Origin of the sequence: Rhodovulum imhoffii (assembly GCF_003046545.1) — a bacterium.
In the GTDB taxonomy this organism is placed as follows: Bacteria; Pseudomonadota; Alphaproteobacteria; order Rhodobacterales; family Rhodobacteraceae; genus Rhodovulum; species Rhodovulum imhoffii.
The window spans coordinates 80824-104973 of sequence record NZ_QAAA01000003.1 but is presented as its reverse complement, the minus strand read 5'-3'; the positions used below and the strand labels follow the sequence as shown (position 1 = coordinate 104973).

At 63.6% G+C, this 24150-nt stretch carries 28 protein-coding genes; 10 read left to right on the top strand and 18 right to left on the bottom strand.

Translation table 11 applies throughout. The annotated features are described in order from the left end of the window. Positions 1-122: 122 nt before the first annotated feature. On the top strand, positions 123-998 hold the full coding sequence (locus tag C8N32_RS03560; RefSeq protein WP_107891101.1) for a 3-hydroxybutyryl-CoA dehydrogenase: 876 nt from the start codon (positions 123-125) through the stop codon (positions 996-998). A 30-nt stretch (positions 999-1028) separates the two neighbouring features. On the opposite strand, the gene C8N32_RS03555 is transcribed toward C8N32_RS03560, so the two are convergent. From C8N32_RS03555 to C8N32_RS03540, 4 genes are read right to left on the bottom strand one after another with little or no spacing between them, the layout of a single operon-like run. Beyond that, positions 1029-1307 carry an HPr family phosphocarrier protein gene (locus tag C8N32_RS03555; RefSeq protein WP_107891100.1) on the bottom strand — a complete coding sequence of 93 codons (279 nt, stop codon included), beginning with the start codon at positions 1305-1307 and terminating at the stop codon, positions 1029-1031. Continuing rightward, the gene (locus C8N32_RS03550; RefSeq protein ID WP_107891244.1) at positions 1304-1714 is read right to left on the bottom strand and encodes a PTS sugar transporter subunit IIA; all 411 of its coding nucleotides are present in this window, start codon (positions 1712-1714) and stop codon (positions 1304-1306) included. Before C8N32_RS03550 ends, C8N32_RS03555 begins: the two co-directional genes overlap by 4 nt. A 10-nt stretch (positions 1715-1724) precedes the next feature. Next, on the bottom strand, positions 1725-2642 hold the full coding sequence (gene rapZ / locus C8N32_RS03545; RefSeq protein ID WP_107891099.1) for an RNase adapter RapZ: 918 nt from the start codon (positions 2640-2642) through the stop codon (positions 1725-1727). Further along, a complete protein-coding gene (locus C8N32_RS03540; protein ID WP_107891098.1) occupies positions 2639-3061 on the bottom strand; it encodes an HPr kinase/phosphorylase in 423 nt (140 codons plus the stop codon). The genes rapZ and C8N32_RS03540 overlap by 4 nt, the downstream gene beginning before the upstream one ends. 330 nt (positions 3062-3391) lie before the next feature. Here C8N32_RS03540 and C8N32_RS03535 point away from each other — a divergent pair, with 330 nt between their 5' ends. Next, positions 3392-4990, top strand: coding sequence for a phosphoenolpyruvate carboxykinase (locus C8N32_RS03535; RefSeq protein WP_107891097.1), 1599 nt, complete (start codon positions 3392-3394; stop codon positions 4988-4990). Positions 4991-5037: 47 nt separating this feature from the next. Here C8N32_RS03535 and C8N32_RS03530 read toward each other — a convergent pair whose 3' ends face one another. Then, a complete protein-coding gene (locus C8N32_RS03530) occupies positions 5038-5808 on the bottom strand; it encodes a sulfite exporter TauE/SafE family protein (protein ID WP_107891243.1) in 771 nt (256 codons plus the stop codon). A 158-nt stretch (positions 5809-5966) separates the two neighbouring features. Here C8N32_RS03530 and C8N32_RS03525 point away from each other — a divergent pair, with 158 nt between their 5' ends. Further along, positions 5967-7643, top strand: a complete 1677-nt coding sequence (locus C8N32_RS03525) for an acyl-CoA dehydrogenase family protein (protein WP_107891096.1) — start codon at positions 5967-5969, stop codon at positions 7641-7643. 2 nt (positions 7644-7645) lie between these two features. Here C8N32_RS03525 and recO read toward each other — a convergent pair whose 3' ends face one another. From recO to folK, 11 genes are all read right to left on the bottom strand, one after another. Then, complete coding sequence (gene recO, locus C8N32_RS03520; protein ID WP_107891242.1) at positions 7646-8374, bottom strand: DNA repair protein RecO; 729 nt, start codon at positions 8372-8374, stop codon at positions 7646-7648. Between the two features lie 35 nt (positions 8375-8409). Further along, the gene (locus C8N32_RS03515) at positions 8410-8736 is read right to left on the bottom strand and encodes a DUF1491 family protein (protein WP_107891095.1); all 327 of its coding nucleotides are present in this window, start codon (positions 8734-8736) and stop codon (positions 8410-8412) included. A gap of 265 nt (positions 8737-9001) precedes the next feature. Continuing rightward, on the bottom strand, positions 9002-9913 hold the full coding sequence (gene era / locus C8N32_RS03510; protein WP_107891094.1) for a GTPase Era: 912 nt from the start codon (positions 9911-9913) through the stop codon (positions 9002-9004). Next, positions 9906-10595 (bottom strand): ribonuclease III, encoded by a 690-nt coding sequence (gene rnc, locus C8N32_RS03505; protein WP_107891093.1) that lies wholly within the window; start codon positions 10593-10595, stop codon positions 9906-9908. Before rnc ends, era begins: the two co-directional genes overlap by 8 nt. After that, positions 10592-11377 (bottom strand): signal peptidase I, encoded by a 786-nt coding sequence (gene lepB / locus C8N32_RS03500; RefSeq protein WP_107891092.1) that lies wholly within the window; start codon positions 11375-11377, stop codon positions 10592-10594. Before lepB ends, rnc begins: the two co-directional genes overlap by 4 nt. A gap of 53 nt (positions 11378-11430) precedes the next feature. Further along, positions 11431-11841, bottom strand: coding sequence for a holo-ACP synthase (gene acpS, locus C8N32_RS03495; RefSeq protein WP_107891091.1), 411 nt, complete (start codon positions 11839-11841; stop codon positions 11431-11433). Positions 11842-11844: 3 nt separating this feature from the next. Continuing rightward, positions 11845-12597, bottom strand: coding sequence for a pyridoxine 5'-phosphate synthase (locus tag C8N32_RS03490; RefSeq protein ID WP_107891090.1), 753 nt, complete (start codon positions 12595-12597; stop codon positions 11845-11847). Between the two features lie 26 nt (positions 12598-12623). After that, positions 12624-13262: a DUF2062 domain-containing protein gene (locus tag C8N32_RS03485; RefSeq protein ID WP_107891089.1), complete on the bottom strand. Its 639-nt coding sequence runs from the start codon at positions 13260-13262 to the stop codon at positions 12624-12626. Positions 13263-13285: 23 nt separating this feature from the next. After that, positions 13286-15406 carry a RelA/SpoT family protein gene (locus tag C8N32_RS03480; protein WP_107891088.1) on the bottom strand — a complete coding sequence of 707 codons (2121 nt, stop codon included), beginning with the start codon at positions 15404-15406 and terminating at the stop codon, positions 13286-13288. Between the two features lie 39 nt (positions 15407-15445). Next, on the bottom strand, positions 15446-15799 hold the full coding sequence (rpoZ, locus tag C8N32_RS03475; RefSeq protein WP_107891087.1) for a DNA-directed RNA polymerase subunit omega: 354 nt from the start codon (positions 15797-15799) through the stop codon (positions 15446-15448). 58 nt (positions 15800-15857) lie between these two features. Then, positions 15858-16517 carry a 2-amino-4-hydroxy-6-hydroxymethyldihydropteridine diphosphokinase gene (gene folK, locus C8N32_RS03470; RefSeq protein WP_107891086.1) on the bottom strand — a complete coding sequence of 220 codons (660 nt, stop codon included), beginning with the start codon at positions 16515-16517 and terminating at the stop codon, positions 15858-15860. A 150-nt stretch (positions 16518-16667) separates the two neighbouring features. On the opposite strand from folK, the gene C8N32_RS03465 reads away from it, so the two are divergent. The 6 genes from C8N32_RS03465 to rnhA all read left to right on the top strand — a co-directional run bounded on the left by C8N32_RS03465 (position 16668) and on the right by rnhA (position 20391). Further along, positions 16668-17240: a LabA-like NYN domain-containing protein gene (locus C8N32_RS03465; protein WP_107891085.1), complete on the top strand. Its 573-nt coding sequence runs from the start codon at positions 16668-16670 to the stop codon at positions 17238-17240. 102 nt (positions 17241-17342) lie between these two features. Continuing rightward, positions 17343-18293 (top strand): 4-hydroxy-3-methylbut-2-enyl diphosphate reductase, encoded by a 951-nt coding sequence (gene ispH / locus C8N32_RS03460; protein ID WP_107891084.1) that lies wholly within the window; start codon positions 17343-17345, stop codon positions 18291-18293. Beyond that, positions 18293-18907 (top strand): LysE family translocator, encoded by a 615-nt coding sequence (locus C8N32_RS03455; protein WP_107891083.1) that lies wholly within the window; start codon positions 18293-18295, stop codon positions 18905-18907. The genes ispH and C8N32_RS03455 overlap by 1 nt, the downstream gene beginning before the upstream one ends. Then, positions 18904-19353: a DUF3429 domain-containing protein gene (locus C8N32_RS03450; RefSeq protein ID WP_107891082.1), complete on the top strand. Its 450-nt coding sequence runs from the start codon at positions 18904-18906 to the stop codon at positions 19351-19353. Before C8N32_RS03455 ends, C8N32_RS03450 begins: the two co-directional genes overlap by 4 nt. After that, a complete protein-coding gene (locus tag C8N32_RS03445) occupies positions 19350-19946 on the top strand; it encodes a class I SAM-dependent methyltransferase (protein ID WP_170106722.1) in 597 nt (198 codons plus the stop codon). The genes C8N32_RS03450 and C8N32_RS03445 overlap by 4 nt, the downstream gene beginning before the upstream one ends. Further along, on the top strand, positions 19939-20391 hold the full coding sequence (gene rnhA, locus C8N32_RS03440) for a ribonuclease HI (protein WP_107891080.1): 453 nt from the start codon (positions 19939-19941) through the stop codon (positions 20389-20391). The genes C8N32_RS03445 and rnhA overlap by 8 nt, the downstream gene beginning before the upstream one ends. Here rnhA and C8N32_RS03435 read toward each other — a convergent pair. After that, positions 20388-21116: a lysophospholipid acyltransferase family protein gene (locus C8N32_RS03435; RefSeq protein ID WP_107891241.1), complete on the bottom strand. Its 729-nt coding sequence runs from the start codon at positions 21114-21116 to the stop codon at positions 20388-20390. The genes rnhA and C8N32_RS03435 overlap by 4 nt on opposite strands. A 148-nt stretch (positions 21117-21264) precedes the next feature. On the opposite strand from C8N32_RS03435, the gene C8N32_RS03430 reads away from it, so the two are divergent. Next, positions 21265-21738, top strand: a complete 474-nt coding sequence (locus C8N32_RS03430; RefSeq protein ID WP_107891079.1) for a zinc-ribbon domain-containing protein — start codon at positions 21265-21267, stop codon at positions 21736-21738. Here C8N32_RS03430 and C8N32_RS03425 read toward each other — a convergent pair. After that, on the bottom strand, positions 21735-24143 hold the full coding sequence (locus tag C8N32_RS03425) for a DUF4175 domain-containing protein (protein WP_107891078.1): 2409 nt from the start codon (positions 24141-24143) through the stop codon (positions 21735-21737). The genes C8N32_RS03430 and C8N32_RS03425 overlap by 4 nt on opposite strands. Positions 24144-24150: the final 7 nt, after the last annotated feature.

Here is a 24150-nt window from a genome sequence, read left to right as displayed (position 1 = left end):
GGCTTTCGGCATTTTTGCGAACGCAGCATTACTACACCGCGTCACCTCCCGATCAGGCTTGCACCCCTGTCCGGCCCCCGCGTATGGTTCGCGCGACCAGCGCGACAAAAAAAGGACAGGTCATGGAAATTGAAACCGTTGGCATAGTAGGTGCAGGCCAGATGGGCAACGGGATTGCCCATGTGTTTGCCCTTGCGGGCTACCAGGTCACGATGAACGACCTGTCCGAGGAAAACCTGGCAGAGGCGATGGCCCTGATCGACAAGAACCTGAGCCGTCAGGTCAGCCGCGACAAGATCGACGAGACCACGAAAACCGCCGCCCTGGCCCGCATTTCCACCACCACGACGCTGACGGATCTCGGCTCGTCGGATCTGATCATCGAAGCCGCGACCGAGCGTGAGACCATCAAGAACGCGATCTTCGCAGAACTCCAGCCGCACCTGAAGCCGACAACGATCCTGACCTCGAATACCTCGTCGATCTCCATCACCCGGCTCGCAAGCCGAACCGACCGGCCCGAAAAGTTCATGGGTTTCCATTTCATGAACCCGGTACCGGTCATGCAGTTGGTGGAACTGATCCGAGGAATCGCTACGGATGAGACGACCTACAAAACTCTTCTGAACGTGGTCGAACGGATCGGCAAGACCGCCGCCAGCGCCGAGGACTTTCCCGCCTTCATCGTCAACCGCATCCTGATGCCGATGATCAACGAGGCGGTCTATACCCTCTACGAAGGCGTGGGGAACGTGCGTTCGATCGACGAATCCATGAAACTTGGCGCAAACCATCCGATGGGACCGCTGGAACTGGCGGATTTCATCGGGCTGGACACCTGCCTTGCCATCATGAACGTCCTGCATGACGGCCTGGCGGACACCAAATACCGCCCCTGCCCGCTTCTGACGAAATATGTCGAAGCCGGCTGGCTGGGCCGCAAGACCCACCGCGGCTTTTACGACTACCGCGGGGAGACTCCGGTTCCAACCCGCTGAGCTCAGCGCCGCACCCCGCGCGGGTGCGGCCTACATGTCTTCTCCGAAACGGTTGGCCACCAGCGTCTGCAACGCGTCCGCCAGACCCGGCGCATCGGGGCCGCGGACCTGCACCTCAATGGTGCTGCCACGCGCCGCCGCCAGCATCAGAAGCCCCATGATCGAATCCCCCGAAGCCGACATCCCGTCCTTGCACACTTCAACGCGCGCCTCGTAGGCCTCTACGGTTTCAACGAACTTGGCGGACGCGCGGGCATGCAGGCCCTTTTCATTCACGATTTCAAGATTTCGGGTAATCGTCTCTGTCATCTGCACTCTTTCATGGCGACGGCGGGGCCGTCAAAACAATCAATGTATTTGCGCCCGGCCACCAACGCACAGGCAGCCGCGTCACTGACACTCAGATGGCGTGATTTGGCCAGCTTAATCAACAGCGGCAGGTTCGCGCCATACAGGATCTTGCGGTCGCGCTGATCGCAGGCGCAAAGCGAAAGGTTGGAAGGCGACCCGCCGAACATGTCCGTCACGACAATGACGCCATGCCCCGAATCCACCGCATCCGCGGCGTCGCAGATCTCGCGCTGCTTGGCTGCACGGTTGTCCTCCGGTTCGATCGAGATGGCCAACACACCGGCCTGTCGCCCGACCACATGTTCCATTGCCGCCCGATACTCCCGCGCCAGCCCCCCGTGGGCTACGATGACGATCCCGATCACGCGCTTCCCCTTATCCCACACGGGCAGGCGCAAGCCGCGCCCGGCGTTCCATTTCCCTGTGTCTTATGGACACCTGGCAATCTTCCTGTGCAAGCGCCTTCCGCAACCGCTCGGACACCGCGACGGAACGGTGCTGTCCCCCGGTGCATCCCAGTCCGATCGACAGGTGCGTGCGGCCTTCGGCAGTGCAGGCCGGCAGCAGAAACCGGACCAGATCCAGCACACGGTCAAAGAACGGCTGAAAGCGCGTATCCGCGGTGACATACGCATCCACCTTCGCGTTCTTGCCGTTGAGGGGGCGCAGGGTTTCATCCCAATAGGGGTTACGCAGGAAACGACAGTCAAACACCATGTCCATGCCGTGGGGCACACCGCGCTTGTAAGAAAACGAGTGGACCGAGACCGCCAGCCGACCGGACCGGGGCCCCGCGAACAGAGCCGACAACTCGGCCCGGAGATCATGAGGGGTCAGGTCCGAGGTATCGATCAGAATGTCGGCCAGGTTGCGGATACGCTCCAGCACGTCTTGTTCGCGTGCAATACCTTCGGCCGGACTTTCGGCCGGGGCCATCGGATGGCGGCGGCGGGTTTCGGAATAGCGGCGTAGCAAAACCTCGCTCCGGCAATCGAGGAACAGAACCTCTGCCGGCACGTCCCCCTCCCCCGAGAATTGCCGGATCAGCTCCGCCAGGGCGTTGGCACTGAAATCGCGGGTCCGGGTATCGACACCCAGCGCCAGCGGCGGGTCCGGCGGCGGGCCGTCCATCAGACGCGGGATCAGCGAAAGCGGCAGGTTGTCGATGGCCTCGTAACCGAGATCCTCAAGCGCGTTCAGCGCCGTCGATCGGCCCGCGCCCGACGGCCCGGTCACAAGCACCAGGCGGTGAGCCCGATCCGGGGCAGAGCGCGAAGAATCCTGTGGGGTCATGCGAACCGTCCGTGGGCAAGAACCTGTAGAAGAGATGCAGCGAAATATGGCTCTGAAACCTTGTAAAACAAGGGTAAATCCACATCGAAAATTCGTGTGTTGCGCAACGGCGGCAGTCTTTCCGTTTCCTGCCGATCAAGATCGACGACCAGCGCCAGCCCCGCCTCCGCAACTGCGGGCACATTCAGAAGGCCGACATAGCGGGCCTCGATCTTGCCCGATATGGCGGCAGGCGCGCGCGCCGTCACACCCCCCCCCTGCATCAGGAGTTCCGTCCGGTCGTCGGCCACAAGAACCGCGCCCAGTGCGATCATCTGCAAGGACAGCGCCGACTTCCCCGACCCCGACGATCCCCGGATCAGCGCCGCCCACCCCCTGTAGGCCACACAACTGGCATGTTCAATCCGCCCCTGCGCCATGATCACCTTTCCCCTTGCCTCCCTTTCTTGTACCGGCCCTGCGGGACGCGGGGAAACCTGTCCGTTCGGGCATGCGAATCACCATAAAGTGGCACGGACAGAGAAGATTCATGAAAATCCAATGACAACACAGCGGAAATCGCCCGCAGCATGTTTCGTTTTTTATCGGGAACTTGTAATTTGATTGCGCTAACGGGCTGAAAGCGCCCTGTTCTTTTTTGGAAACGTCATGATATAGGGCGTCATCCGTGCCCGGCACGGGACGGCCCTGCCGCCCGGCCCGGTACGCTGGAACATGAATTCTGAAGAAGCCGCGCAAGGAGCTTGCAAATGAACATCGGTCGGGTGAACCCATCACAGCGCCTGGAAGATCAGGGGATCGAGGGTCTGGGGAAGGTTTTTTACAACCTGCTCGAGCCCGCCCTGATCGAAGAGGCGATCCGCCGCGGCGAAGGACATCTGGGCAAGGGCGGCTCCTTCCTCGTGGCAACGGGGGAACACACCGGCCGCTCCCCGAAGGACAAGCATGTGGTGCGTACCCCCGGCGTCGAGGATACGATCTGGTGGGACAACAACCGCCCGATGGACGCGGAAGCCTTTGACCGCCTGCACGCCGACATGCTGGCGCATCTCAAGGGCGGCGAAGTCTTCGTGGAAGATCTCTATGTCGGGGCCGACCCCAGGAACCGCCTGGACGTGCGTGTCGTGACCGAGATGGCCTGGCACGGGCTTTTCTCCCGCCACCTGCTGCGCCGGCCCGCGCAGGAAGAACTGGACAGTTTCACCCCCGAGTTCACCGTCATCAACTGCCCCTCGTTCAAAGCCGACCCGGAGCGTCACGGCTGCCGCAGCAAGACCGTCGTCGCACTGAACTTCGAAAAAAAGCTGATCCTGATCGGGGATACCGAATACGCCGGCGAGATCAAGAAGTCGGTCTTCACGCTGATGAACTACATCCTGCCCGGCAAGGGAATCATGGCGATGCACTGCTCTGCCAACCATGCCATCGGCAACCCGGTTGACACGGCGATCTTCTTCGGCCTGTCCGGCACCGGAAAGACGACGCTGTCGGCCGATCCTTCGCGCACGCTGATCGGCGATGATGAGCACGGCTGGTCGGACACCGGCACCTTCAACTTCGAAGGCGGCTGCTATGCCAAGACCATCAACCTCTCTGCCGAAGCGGAGCCGGAAATCTACGCCACGACCGAAAAATTCTCCACCGTGGTGGAGAACATGGTCTACGACGAACAAACCCGCAATCTCGACTTCGCCGATGACAGCCTGACCGCCAATACCCGTTGCGCCTATCCGCTGGACTACATCTCGAACGCCTCGGACAGCTCCGTGGGCGGGCACCCGAAAAACATCATCATGCTGACATGCGACGCCTTCGGCGTGCTGCCGCCGATCGCACGGCTGACCCCGGCACAGGCAATGTACCACTTCCTGTCGGGCTTCACCTCCAAGGTGGCGGGCACCGAAAAAGGTGTGACCGAACCGGAGCCGACCTTCTCCACCTGCTTCGGCGCGCCCTTCATGCCGCGCCGCCCGGAAGTGTACGGCAACCTGCTGCGCGACAAGATCGCCAAGCACGGCGCCACCTGCTGGCTGGTCAACACCGGCTGGACCGGCGGGGCTTATGGCACCGGGTCGCGCATGCCGATCAAGGCCACCCGCGCCTTGCTGAGCGCGGCGCTGGACGGCTCGCTCAATGCCGCCGAATTCCGCAAGGATCCAAACTTCGGCTTCGAGGTGCCCGTCTCTGTCCCCGGTGTCGATGACGCGCTTCTGGACCCGCGCCAGACCTGGGCCGATACCGGCGCCTATGACGCTCAGGCCGCGAAGCTGGTGGCAATGTTCGCGGAGAACTTCGCCCAGTACACCCCCCATATCGACGAGGACGTGAAAGCCGCCGCGATCGGCTGATCATCCCGCCACCTCCCAAAAGGCCCGGGCGCTCCCCCGGGCCTTTTTCATCCCAGGCCGGCAAATCCGCGGCGCAGCAGGTTCAGCGCCGCAAGGAACAGAACCACCAATGTTGCCTTGCGGAATCGCTCCGGGTCCAGCCAGTCTTGCAGGCGCAAGCCCCCCCACATCCCCAGCACCGCCGGCACCACCAGCGCCGCAGAGAATGGTAGCGTCTGCGCATTCAGCACCCCCGACCCCAGATGTGCGCCCACCAATACGAGGCTGCCGATCAGGTAAACGACCCCTTGCACACGAACCATGTCCTGTTTTTCAGTATCAAAGCTCAGGAGATAGGCGATGACCGGCGGCCCCCACACCCCGGAAATCCCTCCGAAGAACCCGCCCAGCAGCCCCATCGCCACCTCGGCCCGCGCACGATGAAGGGAAGGCAGGACAAGCTGCCAGCCCATCAGTTGCGACACCGTGAAAAGCAGAATCGGACCGCCAAGGATCAGGTACATCCAGTGTGCGGGCAATACCCGCACCAGCGGGGCAGACACGAGAATCGCCCCCCCTACGCAGCCGATCAACCGCCAGTAGCGGCGTATCGTCAGCACAGCCACCCCCACCCCCTGACGCAGCGCCTGCGCGAGGTTCGTCAGAACCGTCGAGAGAATCAACCCCGCCAGCGCCACTTCAGCGGGCAGAAAACTCGACATGCCCGAGATCATGATCATCGGCATCGCGAACCCCACGGCGCCCTTGACGAACCCCGCAAACAACGCCACCACCGCGGCAGCGGCAAACAGGACAGGGTCCAACCCGAACAGCGTCATCCGCACCTCCTTTGGGCAGCTTAGCACCGCCTGGGGCGCTGCGGGTGCGAAATCACGCAGAGACATTACCTTTCAAAACACTAGCTTCAGTTGAATTTTTGTTGCGCTGCGCCTGCGAAAAGCCTAGATGAACCCAAGCCCAAAGAAGGAGACGATTCATGCCCCATGACGGACAGGACATGACCGCAAGCCGCAGCACCATCCTCCCCGATCTTCTGATGCTGACCGGCGCCGCGCTGAACCCGGTCGACGCCGTTTTGAGCACCGCGCGCGAGGCCGTGCGCACCCGTGTCAGCGAGGGCGGGCGCGTCTCCGGCAAACTGGTGGAACAGCATCAGGCCGCCGCGCACGGGTTGGCATGGCTGGCGACATATGCCCAGGCGTTGTGCCAGATGCATGGCTGGGCCACACGCCTGCAAGAGACCGGAAAACTGGGCGAGGTGGAGCAACTGATCCTCCAGATCGCCTTTGGCGAATATCTCAACCAGATCCGCGGCGGCATCCCCATGAGCCAGGGGGAAATGTGCCGGCTGGCCGATCTGGGCGCCACGGCCGCGCCGCTTGCCACCGCAGAGATAGAAACCCTCTGCGCCGAAGCCAACTCCGCCCCGGCGCGGGCACGACTTGTCGCCCTGATGCAGGAACAGGCCGCCAACGTCACCGTTGGCGCCACGGGTCTTGACGAAGAACTGGAGATGATCCGCGAACAGTTCCGCCGCTTTGCCGTGGACAAGGTGGAACCCAACGCGCATGACTGGCACCTCAAGGATGAGCTGATCCCGATGGATATCATCGGAGAAATGGCGGAACTTGGAGTATTCGGCCTGACCATTCCCGAGGAATTCGGGGGGTTCGGCCTGTCCAAGGCCTCCATGTGCGTGGTATCGGAAGAATTGTCGCGCGGGTATATCGGCGTTGGCAGCCTTGGCACCCGCTCCGAAATCGCGGCGGAACTGATCCTGTGCGGCGGCACGCTCGAACAGAAAGCCGCATGGCTGCCGAAACTGGCCAGTGGCGAAATCCTGCCCACAGCCGTGTTCACCGAACCCAACACCGGCTCCGACCTCGGGGCGCTGCGCACCCGCGCGGTCAAAGTCGGAGACGATTACGAAATCACCGGCAACAAGACCTGGATCACCCATGCCGCGCGCACCCATGTGATGACCTTGCTGGCCCGGACGGACCCGGACACGACCGACTACAAGGGCCTGTCGATGTTTCTGGCGGAGAAGACGCCGGGCACAGACGAAACCCCCTTTCCCACCGAGGGCATGACCGGCGGCGAGATCGAAGTGCTGGGCTATCGCGGCATGAAGGAGTATGAACTCGGCTTCGACAAGTTCAGGGTCAAGGGCGAAAACCTTCTGGGCGGCGTCGAGGGTCAGGGGTTCAAGCAGCTGATGCAAACTTTCGAATCCGCACGGATCCAGACCGCCGCACGCGCCATTGGCGTGGCGCAGTCGGCACTGGATATCTCGATGCAATATGCGCTGGACCGCAAGCAATTCGGGAAACCGTTGATCGCCTTCCCGCGTGTCTCCGACAAGCTGGCGATGATGGCGGTGGAAATCATGGTGGCGCGCCAACTCACCTATTTTGCCGCGTGGGAAAAGGACCATGACCGCCGCTGCGACCTTGAGGCCGGGATGGCCAAGCTGCTGGGGGCCCGCGTGGCTTGGGCCGCCGCCGATAACGGGTTGCAGATTCATGGCGGCAACGGGTTCGCAATGGAATACACGATCTCCCGGATTCTGTGTGACGCGCGCATTCTCAACATTTTCGAAGGGGCTGCGGAAATTCAGGCACAGGTCATCGCGCGCCGCGTTCTGGGGTAAGATCAGGCGCCGCGGCGCGACAAAAGCTGCACCAGCCGCGCACGCGCAGGCGGCAAGGGCCGGTCCCCCAACGCGGGGGCCAGCCGGTTCTCGAGGAAGTAGCCGGTGGTCCGCAGCCCTGCGGCGATCTCCCCGGTGCGGGCCAGGTCCTGCCCCATCAGGCAGGGCGGCAGGGGCAAAAGGCGCGAAGCCCACGCCCCGGCACCCGTCCGGCTTACCGCGCGGCCACTTTTGGGAGAAACGAAAGCCAGGTCCTCCCGCGCACCGGTCACCGCGCAGCAGGTCAGATCGAGACCGAACCCCAGCTCCTCCAGCAACGCCAGTTCCCAACGCAAATAGGCCAGCGGCCATTCGCCCCGGTGCCCAAGCCAATCCACGAGCCCGACCGATCGCAGGTAAAGCGACGGGTGAGGATCGCGTTCGGGAAGGGCAAACGACAAAAGCGCCGTAATCGCGCAAAGGGCCGCCAGCGCCTCCCGGTCATCCATCACCTCTGCGGCCCGGTTGCGCAATGGCTCGACGGCAAAGGTACCCAAATGGTCTTCCAGCCGGGCGCGCCATGCCAGATCGAGCGAAGCGCCCGGTTGCAGAACCGGCCCGATACGCCGCCCCGCGCCGCCACGGACCACCCCCAGATGGCGCCCCCGGCTGGCCGTGAAAACCTCGATGATCGCCGCGCTTTCGCCGTGGGGGCGTACCGCCAGGACCATGCCGTTCTCCCGCCATTCAATCATGTGCGCCCCATGTCTTGTCTGGCGGCAGCTTGTCACGCAAGGCTGGGGTCATCAAGCAGGTGGCGCCCGGCGCGGTCCTCAACCTCGATCACCCAAAGATCCGGGTCGAATCCGCGCTGACGGGCAATGGCGCCATCCACCTCCGGTTCGTTGCCCTCAGCCAGAGGCATCCACACGCGCGCACCGCTTATGATGTCAAAGCTGCGCTGAAACAGCCGCGCCTGACCGTCCAGCGTGTTGAGCTTCACCAGAACCGCACCGCCTGTGTCATCCCCGTGCGCAACGACAAAGGCCGGGATACCCTCCAGCCGCAGACGAGCCAGATAGGCCTGCACCCAGAATTCGCTGGTCAGGCGCATTCTGCACCCGGAATCTGGACGCAGGCGTGCCACCCCTTGGATAAACCCGCGAAAGCAAAATGGCCCGCACCCGTGTCACAATCGCGCCCCCTCCCCCGTACCGCGAAAGCGGTTCTTGCACTCGCCGTTCTTCTCAACCTTGCGGTGGTCACTGGGCTCTCCCGATCCGGCCTTGCGATGGGGCCGATGGTGGTTGCGACTATATCCGTGTGCGGCGTGATCTGCTGGATCCTCCTGCGTCAGTTCGACGATCACCTCACTGAGCCTAGTCGCCTTCGCGAAAATCCAACCCCATTTCCGAGTAACGCTCGGCCTCGTCCAGCCAGTTGGGGCGCACGCGGACTTGCAGGAACAGGTGCACCGGGCGGCCAAGAAATTCCGCCATTTCCGCCCGCGCGGCCTGGCTGATCGCCTTGATGGTTTCGCCCTTATGGCCCAGCACGATCCCCTTGTGCCCGTCACGGGCGACGTAGATCACCTGGTCGATACGGGTGGAGCCGTCCTTGCGGTCCTGCCATTGTTCGGTTTCGACAGTCAACTGGTAAGGCAGTTCCTGATGCAGGCGCAGGGTCAGCTTCTCGCGGGTGATCTCGGCGGCGATCATGCGCATCGGCAGATCGGCAATCTGGTCTTCGGGGTAGAGCCACGGCCCCACAGGCAGAATCCCGGCCAGCCAGCGGCGCAGGTCATCCACGCCATAGCCTTTTTCGGCGGAAATCATGAAGGTGCGCATAAACGGATAGGCCGCGTTCAGCTTCTCCGACAGCGCCAGGAGGGCTTCCGCCTTGACGCGATCGATCTTGTTGATCGCAAGCGCAACGGCCTGTCCTTCAGCCAAACGTTCGTTAAGCGCCTCCAGGATCGTCTGTACGCCATCGGTCAGCCCGCGATGGGCCTCGACCAGCAGGACGACGGCATCCGCATCCGCTGCCCCTCCCCATGCTGCGGCAACCATCGCCCTGTCCAGACGGCGGCGGGGGCGAAACAGGCCCGGCGTGTCGACGAACACGATCTGCGCGTCGCCTTCCAGCGCCACCCCGCGAATGCGTGCGCGGGTGGTCTGCACCTTGTGGGTCACGATCGATACCTTTGCGCCCACCATGCGGTTAAGCAAGGTGGACTTGCCCGCGTTGGGCTCTCCGATCAGGGCGACGAAGCCGGCACGCGTGTCAGCCATTCTGGGTCTCCATCCGCCGTAACAGGGCCTGTGCGGCCGCCTGCTCGGCATGGCGTTTGGAACTGGCCGAGGCCTGTTCGCTCTCGCCGGTTTCAAGATACGCGGCGATGGTGAAAACAGGGGCATGGTCGGGGCCGCTGCGCGCAACCATGTCGTAATGGGGCGGATGCAGACCACGCGCCTGCGCCCATTCCTGAAGCGCGGTTTTCGGATCGCGCGCATCGGCCTTGACGGAACCGATCCGCGCGCCCCACAGTTGCAAGACCATATCGCGCGCGGCCCCGAACCCGGCGTCGACGTAGACCGCGGCAATGACGGCCTCCATCGCATCGGCCAGCAACGCCTCCTTCCGGCGCCCCCCGGACATCATCTCCGAACGGCCCAGCTTCAGCACCTCCCCCAACCCGATGTCACGAGCCACGGCGGCACAGGTCTCACGCCGGACCAGCGCGTTGAAACGCGGGGCCAGTCGCCCCTCCCGCGCCCGCGGGTCGGCGCCCAGCAATGCCTCGGCCATCACCAGGCCCAGAACCCGGTCCCCCAGGAACTCCAGCCGCTGGTTGTCCGGTCGCGTGGGGCTGGACAGGGAAGCATGTGTCAGCGCCTCGATCAAAAGTCCCGGCTGGCGAAACCGATGGCCAAGCCGGTCGGCAAAATCGGATATTTCGGCGGAAAGTTTCACTCGACAGCCTTGAAGAAACGGTCGGCGCGCCAGGTCCAGACGTAAAACAGCGACCGCCCGGCAGAGGAGAACATGATCCGGTCGGCGCGTCCGATCAGGTTTTCCGCCGGCACGAAGCCCGCCCCCCCATTGGCCTGGGCATAGCGGCTGTCCTGACTGTTGTCCCGGTTGTCCCCCATGAAGAAGTAATGCCCCTGCGGCACGGTGAACACGGGCGTATTATCGGAGAAGAACCCATCGCGGATATTCAGCACATCATGGCTTTTGCCGTTTGGCAGATGCTCGGTATAGCGCGACTTGATGCAGGTTGCGCCCTCGCCCACGGGGGCATTCTCACATTGCGGGAAATAGCCGGACGGGCCCTGCCGGGCATAGGTCTCCTCGAACTGGCCGCTGGACTCCTGCCGGACCGGCTCGCCGTTGAGGTAAAGCACCCCGTCCCGCATCTGCACCACATCGCCGGGAAGACCGACCAGTCGTTTGATGAAATCCGATCCGTTCACCGGATGGCGAAACACGACGACATCCCCACGCTCGGGCTCCGAGGCGAAGATGCGCCCCTCGATCGGACACATGGAAAAGGGGCAGGAATATTTCGAGTAGCCGTAGACCATCTTGTTGACGAACAGGAAGTCGCCGATCAGCAGCGTATCCTTCATGGAACCGGACGGGATCCAGAACGGCTGGAAAAATAGCGTACGGAACACCCCCGCGATCAGCAGGGCGTAGACGACCGTCTTGATCGTCTCCATAAGGCTGTTTTCTTTGTCCGAACTGGCCATCTCTTATCCTGCCTGAATGATCTGCCGCTTCATGGGGGTGCGCGCGGGGGCTGTCAAGGCACCGGCGAACGGGGGCGCGCCTCGATCACCACGAAAGCCTGCGCCCACGGGTGGTCATCTGTAAGCGTGACATGAATGATCGCCTCATGGCCGGGGGGCGTCATGTCGGCCAGGCGTTCGGCCGCCCAGCCGGTCACCTGCATCACCGGCTGGCCGGAGGGCAGATTGCTGACCGCCATGTCCTTCCAGGAGATCCCCATCCGCAGCCCCGTGCCCAGCGCCTTGGAGCACGCTTCCTTCGCGGCCCAGCGCTTTGCATAGGTGCCGGCCACATCTGCGCGGGTATCGGCCTTGCGGCGCTCGGTCTCGGTAAAGACACGGTTGCGAAACCGATCCCCAAAGCGGTCCAGCGTGGCGGATATGCGGTCGATATTGGCCAGATCCGTTCCGATACCGAGAATCATGGGCTATCCCCGCGCAGCGTCCATCCGACGGCGCATTTCGCTGATCGCGGCTTCGAGCCCGAGGAAAATTGCCTCTCCGATCAGGAAGTGGCCGATATTCAGTTCGCGCACCTGCGGAAAGGCGGCAATGGGGCCCACGGTGTCATAGGTCAGCCCATGGCCGGCATGAACCTCAAGCCCAAGCCCATGGGCATGGGCCGCCATGGCACGCAGGCGCTCAAGCTCGGCATCCCGCTCACCTCTCCGGCCTTCCGCGTGCAGGTCGCAATAGGCGCCGGTGTGAAGTTCCACCACCGCAGCGCCGATGCGGGCCGCAGCCTCGACCTGTGCGGATTCGGCCCCGATGAACAGCGACACACGGCATCCCGCCTCGCGCAAAGGGGCGATGAAGGCCGCCAGGCGCGCCTGCTCTCCGGCGACGTCCAGCCCGCCCTCCGTGGTCCGTTCCTCACGCTTTTCCGGCACGATACAGACTGCATGCGGGCGGTGACGCAAGGCGATGGCCTGCATTTCGCCGGTCGCTGCCATTTCAAGGTTCAGCGGCACGCTCAGACGCGCGGTCAGGGCCTCGATATCCGCGTCCGAGATATGGCGCCGGTCCTCGCGCAGATGGGCGGTGATGCCGTCCGCGCCTGCCTGTTCGGCCAACAGGGCCGCGCGCAGCGGATCCGGATAGGCGGACCCGCGCGCATTGCGCACTGTGGCCACATGGTCGATATTCACTCCCAGCCGCAGCCGGGACCCGCTCACAGTCATGGCAAAACCCTTCGTTTTACGCCCGGTCAGGGGCGGCGGCGCGGCGCCTTCTTGCGCAGCGCCGCCAGTTTCGTCTTCAGCCGCCCCTTGCGGCGGTTCTGATATGCCGTGATCACCGGCACGCTCAGGTAATATGCGATCAATCCCGTTAATATGCCCGGACAGATCCCCCCGACAAGATAGGGCAGAAAAACTTCGCCGTAATAGACCGCGAGGCTGCTCCAGTCCGCCGGGGCGCCGGTAAACAGGGCAAGGAGATTCTCTTTCACATCGGACAGCGCGGCGTAGACCTTGCCAAACAGGCTGCGGTGAACCGTTTCGTCGAACTCGGTTCCCAACAGGAAATGTCCTGTCTTGAGCGACACGACCCCGATCGGCACATAGGTCAGGGGGTTGCCGAAAAACGTCCCCAGAAGTGCGGCGAGAATATTGCCGTTGACCACCCGTGCAACAAGTGCCGCGGTAAGGAAATGGAACCCGTAAAACGGCGTGAAGGTGACAAAGACCCCCGCAAAAATCCCCCGTGCGATGCGCCTGGGATCGTCGGGCAACCGGCGCAGCCGATGGCTGACATAATACGCCGCCCGGCTCCATCCCCCCCGCGGGTAGAAGAACTCCCGCACGAGCCGTCCGGTGCTGCGTTTGTCTCGGCGCCTGAAAACCACGCCAGCCCTTCCCTTTCCGGCGGTTACGTGTCGAGCGCCGGATCCCTCTGGCGCAGGATCTCGGCCACGTCGCTTTCGGCTTCCAGAGCCGTCATGACCGTGTGCAGATGCTCGACATCGCGCAACTCGACACAAATGCGCAAACGGAAGAAGTCCGGTTTCGTGTCCAGGAACTCCATGTTCGATATGTTCGCCTTCTGCTCCCCGATGAGCGTACAGATATGGCCCAGCACCCCGGCGTCGTTACGGAGCGTGACCAGCAGACTGACCGTGTGTTCGGGGGCGTGGCGGCCCGAATGCCAGTGCAGATCCATCCAGCGGCCGGGCTGACCTTCGTACTTGGCCAGAGCGCCGCAATCGATGGCATGCACCACGACGCCGCGCCCGCGCCACGCGATACCCACGATGCGCTCCCCCGGAACCGGCTCACAGCAGACGGCCCGGTTGAAGGACTGGTCCGGCGAAAGACCGATAACGGCATGGGACGGCTCGATCTCCTCCCCCTGGGTGGTGGCGATATCGGGGTAAAGCAGTTCGACCACACGGGACGGGCGGATCTCGGCGGAGCCAAGCCGGGCCAGCAATGCGGATTCGTCGCGCAGACCGAGATTTTTCGCGGCGGTCCGCAGCGCCTTGTCGGTCGCCCTGCGGCCGACATGTTCAAACGCGACACGGGCCAGTTCCCGCCCCAGCTTGATATAGCGGTCCCGGTCCTCTTCGCGCAGCGACCGGCGGATGGAGGATTTGGCGCGTCCGGTCACCACAAGGTCCAGAGAGGCCGCCTGCGGGCGCTGCCCTTCGGCAGTGATGATCTCCACCGACTGCCCGTTCTTGAGCCGCGTCCAGAGGGGGACGCGCAGCCCGTCGACCTTGGCGCCGACGCAACTGTCCCCGATGCGGGTATGGATGGCATAGGCAAAATCCAGCGGCATCGCCCCGCGTGGCAGTTTGACCACGTCCCCCTTGGGGGTAAAGCAGAAGACCTGGTCCGAGTACATTTCCATCTTGACGTGTTCAAGAAACTCGTCGTGGTCCTCCGCCACCTCGAAACGCTCGGTCAGAGAGGCCAGCCACTTGGCCGGATCGACGGCAAAGGGGTTCTCCGCACGCACGCCGTCCCGGTAGGACCAGTGTGCCGCGACGCCCGATTCCGCCACCTCATGCATCTGGCGGGTACGGATCTGCACCTCGACCCGCTTGCCATCGCGCCCCGAAACCGTCGTCTGGATCGAACGGTAGCCGTTGGATTTCGGTTGGCTGATGTAATCCTTGAACCGGCCCGGAACCGCGCGCCAACGGCGGTGGATCGCCCCCAGAACCCGGTAGCAATCGCTTTCGTTCTCGGTGATGACACGGAACCCGTAAATATCCGACAGGCGGGAAAAGCCGATCTCCTTCTGCTCCATCTTGCGCCATATCGAATAGGGACGCTTGGCCCGCCCGAACACATCCGCCTCCACATTCTCGCGCTCCAGCTCGATACGGATGTCATTGGTGATCTTGGCAATCACGTCCCCCGATTCACGCTGCAAAGTCACGAAACGGCGCAGGATAGAGGCCCGCGCCTCGGGATTGAGCACCTTGAAAGACAGGTCCTCCAGTTCCTCACGCATCCATTGCATCCCCATGCGCCCGGCCAGAGGCGCAAAGATGTCCATGGTTTCCTTGCTCTTGCGAACCTGCTTTTCGTGGGGCAGCGACTTGATCGTCCGCATGTTATGCAGACGGTCGGCCAGCTTGACCAGAATCACCCGCAAATCCCTGGCCATGGCCATGAAAAGCTTGCGGAAGTTTTCGGCCTGCTTCGTCTGCGTGGACGAAAGCTGAAGGTTTGTCAGCTTGGTCACCCCGTCCACGAGATCGGCGATCTCCGCACCGAACAGGTTGGCGACCTCACCATAGGTGGATTTGGTGTCCTCTACGGTGTCATGCAGCAACGCGGTCACGATCGTCGCGTCATCCAGCCGCTGCTCGGTCAGGATCGCCGCCACGGCGACCGGATGGGTGAAATAGGGTTCGCCCGAGCGGCGGGTCTGCCCCTCGTGCATTTCCTTGCCGTAGGCATAAGCCTTTCGAATCAGGTCTACGTCGGTTCGGGGGTTGTAGTTGCGGACCAATTGAATCAGGTCCTCGACGTCGATCATCCGCCTGTCTGCCCCGCTGGGACGCAGTCCGCGCCCGTATTATTTCTGGCCCTGTGCTTCCATCAATGCGCGCAGGAGGTTTTCCTCCGACATGTCGTCCTGAGCCGGGGCGTCGGGCTCCCCACCCATCAGGAACGCCATCGAATCCTCTTCGGGTTCGTCGATCTCGATCTGGGTCTGGTTGGCCTCGATCATGCGCTCGCGCAGGGCATCGGCCGGCTGGGCCTCATCGGCGATTTCGCGCAAGGACACAACAGGGTTCTTGTCATTGTCACGGTCGACCGTCAGCGGCGCACCAGACGCGATTTCGCGCGCGCGGTGCGCGGCAAGCATGACAAGCTCGAACCGGTTCGGAACCTTGTCAACGCAGTCTTCTACCGTCACGCGGGCCATGAATTACTCCACCTCATTTGGAAGATCGAACCTTACTTCTAGGGCCTGTTCCAAAGCATTACAAGGGCGAATCCCCCCTGCCCCGGCCCGGAAGCGGGCGAATCTGCGCGATTTCCCCGGCAGGCAGCGCATCGCGCAGCTCGACGGCGGTGCGCCCCAGCAGCGGGTGGCGCCAGTCCGGGGCGATTTCCGCCAGCGGGACAAGCACGAACGCACGCTCCTGCAAGCGCGGATGGGGCAGGATCAGGCGTTCCGGCGCATACCTGCGCTGATCCGGCAAGGGCAGGGTCCGCCACCGGGTCTGGGTGGCCGCATCCGGAACAACCCTCCCCTCATAGTCCAGCAAGTCGAGATCAAGGCTGCGCGGCGCCCAGCGTGTCGTGCGTCGCCGTCCGAAATCGGCCTCGACCTCGTGCAACCGCGCGAGCAACGCCTCCGGTGTCAGGACGGTGAAAACCCGAAGACAGGCATTGACAAAGTCCGGCCCGGACCCATGGGGAAAACCAGGCGTTTGATAAAATTCACTTATAGTGTCAATGTGAAGCGAATCACCCCCCATCACCGAAAGCGCCCCCCGAAGATTTTCGCAGGGGTCGCGTCCGCCAGAGGGCAGGTTTGCCCCAATAGAAACCAGTACTTTTAGGCAGGTCTTTCGCCTGAAAGCTCTTGTTTTATTGGCGTTGAGAATTGATGTGAGAGAATTACGCCCTTGAAGCATCGGCAATAACCTTTACTTTTACCCCCGCTTTGGCCGCGAAATGGGCGGTTAGTGATACACATTCATAGACGTCTGAGACAACTGGGCATCTGATACAACTGTTGCAGGTGCGGGGCAGCGGCGGCAAAGGTATTACCGGAAGGATAACAAATGTTCTACAGAGACGAACGCCTCGCCCTCTTCATCGACGGATCAAACCTGTACGCGGCGGCAAAGGCGCTTGGCTTCGACATCGACTACAAGCTTCTGCGGCAGGAATTCATGCGTCGTGGCAAGCTGTTGCGGGCGTTCTATTACACCGCCCTTCTGGAAAACGACGATTATTCCCCGATCCGACCCCTGGTGGACTGGCTGCATTACAACGGCTTCTCGATGGTCACCAAGCCGGCCAAGGAGTACACCGACAGTCAAGGCCGCCGGAAGGTCAAGGGCAACATGGATATCGAACTGACCGTAGACGCCATGGAACTGGCCCCACGTGTGGATCACATCGTTCTCTTTTCCGGCGATGGCGACTTTCGCCCGCTCGTCGAAAGCCTGCAGCGTCAGGGGGTCCGGGTTTCGGTCGTCTCCACGATTCGCAGCACGCCGCCGATGATCGCGGACGAGTTGCGCCGCCAGGCCGACAACTTCATCGAACTGGACGAACTGAAAGACGTGATCGGCCGACCGCCGCGGGAACCGCGCCCCGACACCCACTCCGAACAGGCCGACGATTTCTGAGAAGACACGGTCCGGTCGCCCAGACCAATTGCCGCCCCGTGTCGGCGGGGCTGGACGCGAAAGGTCTTTCGGCTTACCTGTTCCCCAAGCAGGAGGTTGCCGATGACCAAACCCCGACTCTCCCTTTTCCTCGCCGCACCCCGCGGGTTTTGCGCCGGCGTGGACCGCGCGACCAAAATCGTCGAGATGGCACTGGAAAAATGGGGGGCCCCCGTCTATGTCCGCCACGAGATCGTGCATAACAAGTTCGTCGTGGACGGGCTGCGCGCAAGGGGCGCCGTCTTTGTCGAGGATCTGGACGAATGCCCCGATGATCGCCCGGTGATCTTTTCCGCCCACGGGGTGCCGAAGGCGGTCCCCGCAGAAGCGGAGCGGCGCAACCTGATCTATGTCGATGCCACCTGCCCGCTGGTGTCCAAGGTCCACCTGGAGGCCGCGCGCCACCACGAGAACGGCAAGCAGATGGTCATGATCGGCCACAAGGGCCACCCGGAGGTGATCGGCACGATGGGTCAGTTGCCCGAGGGCGAGGTCCTGCTGGTGGAAACGCCCGGGGATGTCGCAACGCTTGAGGTGCGCAACCCGGAGCATCTCGCCTTCATCACCCAGACCACGCTCTCCCTCGACGATACCGCCGAGGTGGTCAGGGCGCTGCAGGCCCGCTTCCCCGCCATCGAAGGCCCCCACAAGGAAGACATCTGCTACGCCACCACCAACCGCCAGAACGCGGTCAAACAGGTGGCGCCGAAGGTGCAGGCGCTCCTGGTGATCGGGGCGCCCAACTCGTCGAACTCGCGCCGCCTGGTCGAAGTGGCCGCTGCCGCCGGCTGCGATTACGCGCAATTGATTCAGCGTGCCACGGATATCGACTGGCGCGCGCTTGAAGGATGCTCGGCGATCGGCCTGACCGCGGGGGCCTCCGCGCCCGATGTGCTGGTGCAAGAGGTGCTGGACGCGTTCCGCGAACGCTTCGACCTGACTCTGGAACAGGTTGTCACCGCCACCGAAAAGATCGAGTTCCGTATTCCCCGTATCGTACGGGAACCCGCCTGATGATTTCTGCCCAGTTCCTGCTGACGGCACTTGTCGTGGTGCTGGCACCGGGGGCCGGTGTACTCTACGTTCTGATGATATCCTTGGGTCAGGGAAAGCGGGCGGCACTGCCGGCGGCACTGGGCTGCACGGTTGGGGTTTTGCCACACCTGGCGGCGGCGATGCTGGGCGTTGCGGCGCTGGTGCATTCTTCGGCGGCGCTGTTCCAGACGGTCAAACTCGCCGGGGTGGCATACCTTCTGTACCTCGCGTGGCAAACGCTCCGCCAGAGGGGCACCCTGAAAATCCGCGCCGAAAGCAGGCATGACAGGTTTTCCAGGATTGCCTTGCGGGGTATCCTGCTGAACCTGCTGAACCCCAAGCTTTCGCTGTTCTTCCTTGCGCTGCTGCCCCCCTTTCTTTCTGGCAACCCGGCCACCGCAACCGCCGAGATGCTGGCCCTTGGCGCGGTTTTCACCGCTCTGACCGCCATTGTCTTCCTGGGCTACGGGCTGTTTGCCGCCACGGCCCGTGACCGGCTGCTCGGCAGTCCGCGGGCGATGACATGGCTCAACCGCACCTTTGCCGCCGCCTTTGCCGGACTTGCCCTGCGTCTTGCCGCGGAGAAAGCATGATCCGAATTCCACGTTCGGCCCTGCTGCTCGGGTTTGCCGGGCTGATCCCGTTCCTGTGGGGCGCGGTCACCCTTCTCATACCGCAAACCTATGACCTGAGCCTCGCCCGTCTTGGCCCACGGTTCATGGGGCAGTATGTGCTGAACTTCTACGGCACGATTGTCCTTGCCTTCATGTCCGGCGTCTTGTGGGGCTTTGCCACACGCGCCGAGGGGCGGGTGGCCCAACTGGGTTATGCTCTGTCGATGCTGCCTGTATTGTGGGCCTTTTTCACCGTCGGCGGCGGTCCCGACAGTTCGCTGGTGTTCCTGATCGCGGGATATGCCGGTCTTCTGGGGCTGGACTGGCTGTTCTGGCGTCAGGGCCTTGCCCCGCCCTGGTGGATGGCACTGCGGGTGCCGCTGACCCTGATCGTCGTACTCTGCCTGTTCATCGGCCTTCTGTGACGGGACCGGACAAAAAGACGCTTGCCGTTTATGCGGCCCATGCGGCCCGGTATGGCGGGCTGACCCGGGATGCCGCCACGCAAGCACATCTTGAGCATTTCATCGCCGCCCTGCCCAAAGGCGGCGCGGCGCTTGATCTTGGCTGCGGCGCCGGCTGGGCCGCGGCACGAATGCAGGCAGCGGGGCTGACTGTCACCGCGCTGGACGCCAGCCCGGAAATGGTCGCCGAGACCCGGACCCGCTACGGCGTTCCGGCGCGCGTGGCCTCCTTCGAATCGTTAGCGGCGGCCAACGCCTTCGACGGTGTCTGGGCGCATTTCAGCCTGCTCCACGCCGCCCGCACAACCTTCGGCACCCACCTTGAGGCCATCCACCGGGCATTGCGCTCCGGCGGGCTTTTCGTTCTGGCAATGAAACTCGGCCTGGGAGAAAGCCGCGACCGGCTGGGTCGCAGGTACACCTATTATAATCCCACAGACTTGCGCCGCCACCTGTCCGGCGCAGGCTTCACGATCAGGAGCGATGACATCTCGCCCTCGGTCGGGTATGACGGCACCCCCTGTGACCGTATCGTGATTTTTGCCCATGCCTGAACTCTTCGCCTATACCGATGGTGCCTGTAGCGGAAACCCCGGACCGGGCGGCTGGGGCGTTCTGCTGCTGGCCAAAGACAACGACCGCGTTGTGAAAGAGCGTATGCTGAAAGGCGGCGCACCGGACACCACCAACAACCGGATGGAACTTCTGGCCGCAATCCGTGCGCTGGAGGCGCTTTCAAGGCCTTCGAAGGTCACCGTGATCACCGACAGCTCCTATGTGAAAAACGGCGTTACCAGCTGGATTCACGGCTGGAAGCGCAACGGGTGGAAAACGTCCACCCGGAAACCGGTGAAAAACGCGGACTTGTGGCAACGGCTCGACACCGCGCAGGCCCGCCACTCTGTCACGTGGGAGTGGATCAAGGGTCACGCCGGCCACCCGGAAAACGAACGCGCGGATGAGCTTGCCCGCGCGGGAATGACCCCGTTCAAGGGTTAACCGCGAAAGCCTGCCTCGGCCATCAGCCGGTTCGAGGCGCTTTCCACAGCCTCCTCCAGTTCGCTCATGAAGGTATCCACCGGCTTGCCTGCGGGAATGACCGGCAGGAACTCCACCACTGCCAGCCCCGGTTTGCGATAGATGCCCGTGCGCGGCCAGAACACGCCCACATTGGTTGCGGCGGGCAGGCAATCCTGCCCGAACTGCGCGTATAAAACACCCGTCCCGATCTTGTAGGGGCGTTGCACACCGGGGGCTACGCGCGTCCCCTGCGGGTAAATGATGAGTTGGCCGGGCCGCTCCTGCCCTTCGGCAACCCGCTTGACCATCTCGGCGATCGCCGCCCCACGCTTGCCTCGATCCACAGGCACACAGCCCAGCCGCATCGCATACCAGCCCAGGACTGGCGCCCATTTCAGCGACTGCTTCATGATGAAACGCGGGTGCGGCGTCACGCTGACAAGCAAGATGATATCGAAGAAAGACTGGTGTTTGGAGGCGATCAGAACTTCCCCCGCAGGGGGCGTACCACGCACCTCCGACCTCAGGCCAACCATCCAGCGCGCGGTCCAGCGCACCCAATGGCAGTAGATGTGAACCGCGTGAAAGACACCATCCCGCCGCAAAAGCACATAGGGCGCCAGAACCAGCCCGAAAACGGGCATCGCCAGATACATCTGCCCAACGAAAAGAAGCGAGCGCAGCCATTGCAGTGCATGGGCCATGGGGGTCTCCTTGGTCTGGGCGGACACGCCGGTGGCCATCTTTTGCCCCAGCTGCGGGCCGGTTGCAATCGGGCGGCTTTTGTATCGCGTCCGGGGCTGATAAAAGCACTAGGCAAATCCGGCACAGGCACCGGTTCGGGGGGGCATTATGGAACTGACCTGCGAAAAATGCGGGGCGCGCTATCAGATCGAGGATCGCGCCATCCCGGTCGGCGGGCGGAAGGTCAAGTGTTCCGCCTGCGCCCATGCCTGGCACCAGCCCGCCCCTGCCGCCCGCAAGATCGACGAGTCGGTGCTGAATATCCTGCGCGAAGAGGTCGCATACGAACAGCGCGCCCGCGCACAAACCCCGCCCCGCCCCGAAGACACACCGCCGCCGAAGGTGCAACTGCCGGCCAAACCGCCAGCCCCCGGAGACCCACCGGGTTTTGCCATCGGTTTCTGGGGCACACTGGCCGTGGCGGCGCTGGCTTTGGGCGTGTATATCCTCGCGCCACAAATCCGTGCCGCACGGCCCGAGGCCGCCCAGACCCTGGACAGTTACACCACAATCGTCGGGCAAACGCGTCAGGCACTGCACAGGGCGCTGGAGAACGTGGTGAAGAGGGGTGGCGGGGGCTAGAAACGCTCCAGGAGCCGCTCAAGGTAGTCGCGTTCGGTCTCCGACCGCTCCCGCTCACCCGAACGGCGGCGGATTTCCTCTTGCAACGCGCGCGCCCGGTTGCCTGGGGCGATGTCTTCGCGCAACATTTCACGGCTCGTACCGATCTGGCCACGCCCCCCGCCTTCCCGGCCCAGCGGATCGCGCTCCGCACGACCGGGCGCACCCGCCTGCGGCCCCCCTTCTCCGCTTTCGGCCTGCGCAAGCGCCTGGTCAAGGTTCCGCATCCCCTCGCGCAGCGCCTCCAGCACCTCGGCCTGACGGTCGAGCGCCCCAGCCAGATCATCGTCACGCAAGGCACGCTCCGCATCGTCCATGGCACGCCCGGCACGGTCCAGCGCCTCGCGCATTTCGCGCGCGCCGTCTGACTCGCCAAGACCGGGAAGGTTGTGCATCTGTTCGTCCAGTTCCCGGCGCAGGCCGCGTTGCCTTTCGGCCAGACCTTCCGGATCCCCGGATTGTGCGCCGGGACCAAAGCGATTCTGCAGCTGGCCGAAGGCATCATCGCTCAACTCCTGCTGGCCACGCAGGGTCTGGCCCAGCCCTTCCATCGCCTGCCGGCCAGGGGGTTCACCGCCCCCGGGGTTCTGCGTGACACGCAGGTTTTCCATCATCTGGCGAAGCTGGTTCAAAAGTTGCTCGGCCTCGGCCATACGGCCTTCTTCCATCAGGCGCTGCAACTGATCCATCATTTGCTGCATCTGTTCGCCGGTAATCTCCTGCCCCGGCGGGGTTTCGGCACGCTGTGTATCGGGGTCGGCGCGTTCGGCCAGCTGCCGGGCATAATCGCGCAAGGCCTCGCGCAATTCCTGCATCAACTCCGCGATCTCGGCATCCGAGGCCCCGTTTCGAATCGCCTCGGAAAGACGGTCCTGGGCGCGGTGCAGGCGTTGCTCGGCATCGGACAGATCGCCGAGTTCGATCTCCAGCGCGATCTTCCACAGGGCGGCAGCGATTTCATCCTGAACCTCTGCCGTCAGACCTTCGTGCACGGCCGCGTCGAGCCGCCGAAGGGCAACGCGCAGTTGCAGATAGGTGGAATCGTCTCGGAAAATCTCCTCGGGCCGGTGACTGAGGGCACGCAACACCTGCACCACGCGCCGGCCATTCACACGGGTCCACAGCAAATCCCGCCGCTGCTCCGCCACCGCCCGCGCCAGGGGATCGAAAAAGCGGCGCCCGGACAAGACCATCGCCTGGGGCATGCTTTGTCCACCCTGCCCGGCCGCATCCTGCGCCGTCAGCACCACCTGAACCGGCAAGCCTGCCCACGGATGCTGGGAGAGATTTTCCACCAGAGTTTCCGTAAAAGCGTCCCGGCTTCCGGACACCGGCATCGGCAGATCCAGAATCAACGACGGGCGCGGATCGGGCGGCGGGACCAGACCGTGGATCCGCTCCACTGCCGGCATGTCCAGCGTGATCCGCGCCTGTGCGGAGACCACGCCATAGTCGTCCAGGGCGGTGAATCGCTGGCGCATCTCACCGTTCGCACGCACCTCCGGCGGTCCGTCAAGGCGGATTTCAGGCGGCAGGTCCGGCAAAAGCCCGACCTGCCATGTCCGCCCCCCCCGCCCCTTGATCGCCACTTCCCCTGCGCGGACGACCACGAAGGTTTCCGCCACCTCGCCACGCCCGGAGACGGTCTCGCGCAGAATCAGCGCACCGGGATCGCCATAGAGCCGCAGACTCACCCGGCTGCCCCGCGGCAGATCAAGCGCACTCCCCGGGCTGTCGTTGAGATAAATCGTCGGGCGGCGCGTATAGGCGGGAGGCTCGACCCATCCTTCCCAGGCCGACCGCGCAGCGGTCTCACCAGAGACAAGATCCGCCGCCGTCCCCACGCGCCACAACGATCCGAAAACCGCCGCCACCAAAAACGCCGTCAGGGCGACATAACGCAATGCGAAAGGGTCCGCGCGCGAAAGTCTCAGATCGGGCGGCACCGCACGAGCCTGCGCCAGCCGCCCGGTCATGCGAACCAGATGAGCATGCCAGACAGCCTGTGCCCCGACATCGTCGGCGCCCGCCTCCTGACGATCGGCCAGCGCGGCAAGGGGCCGTCCGGGCAGCGCCGCATCGAGGCGGGCACAGGCTTCGGACATGCGGGGCCAGCGAAACCGCCACAGCCCCCAGCCCAAAGCGACGAGACCGGCAGCCCCGGCCCCGACCATCCCCGCCATTGCGACCCGGGGCGCAAGCGTCTGGGGCAGGCCCAGCGCAAGACCCGCGATAACAGCCAGCAGAACGGTCCAGACCGGCCAGAATGCACGGGTCAGCCGCTCTGCCAGCAGCCCGGCCCAGGTCGCACGCAACGGCCAGCGCAAGCGCATCGTCGGATCGGGCTGGGGGGGCCGTCCGGTCATAGTTCCT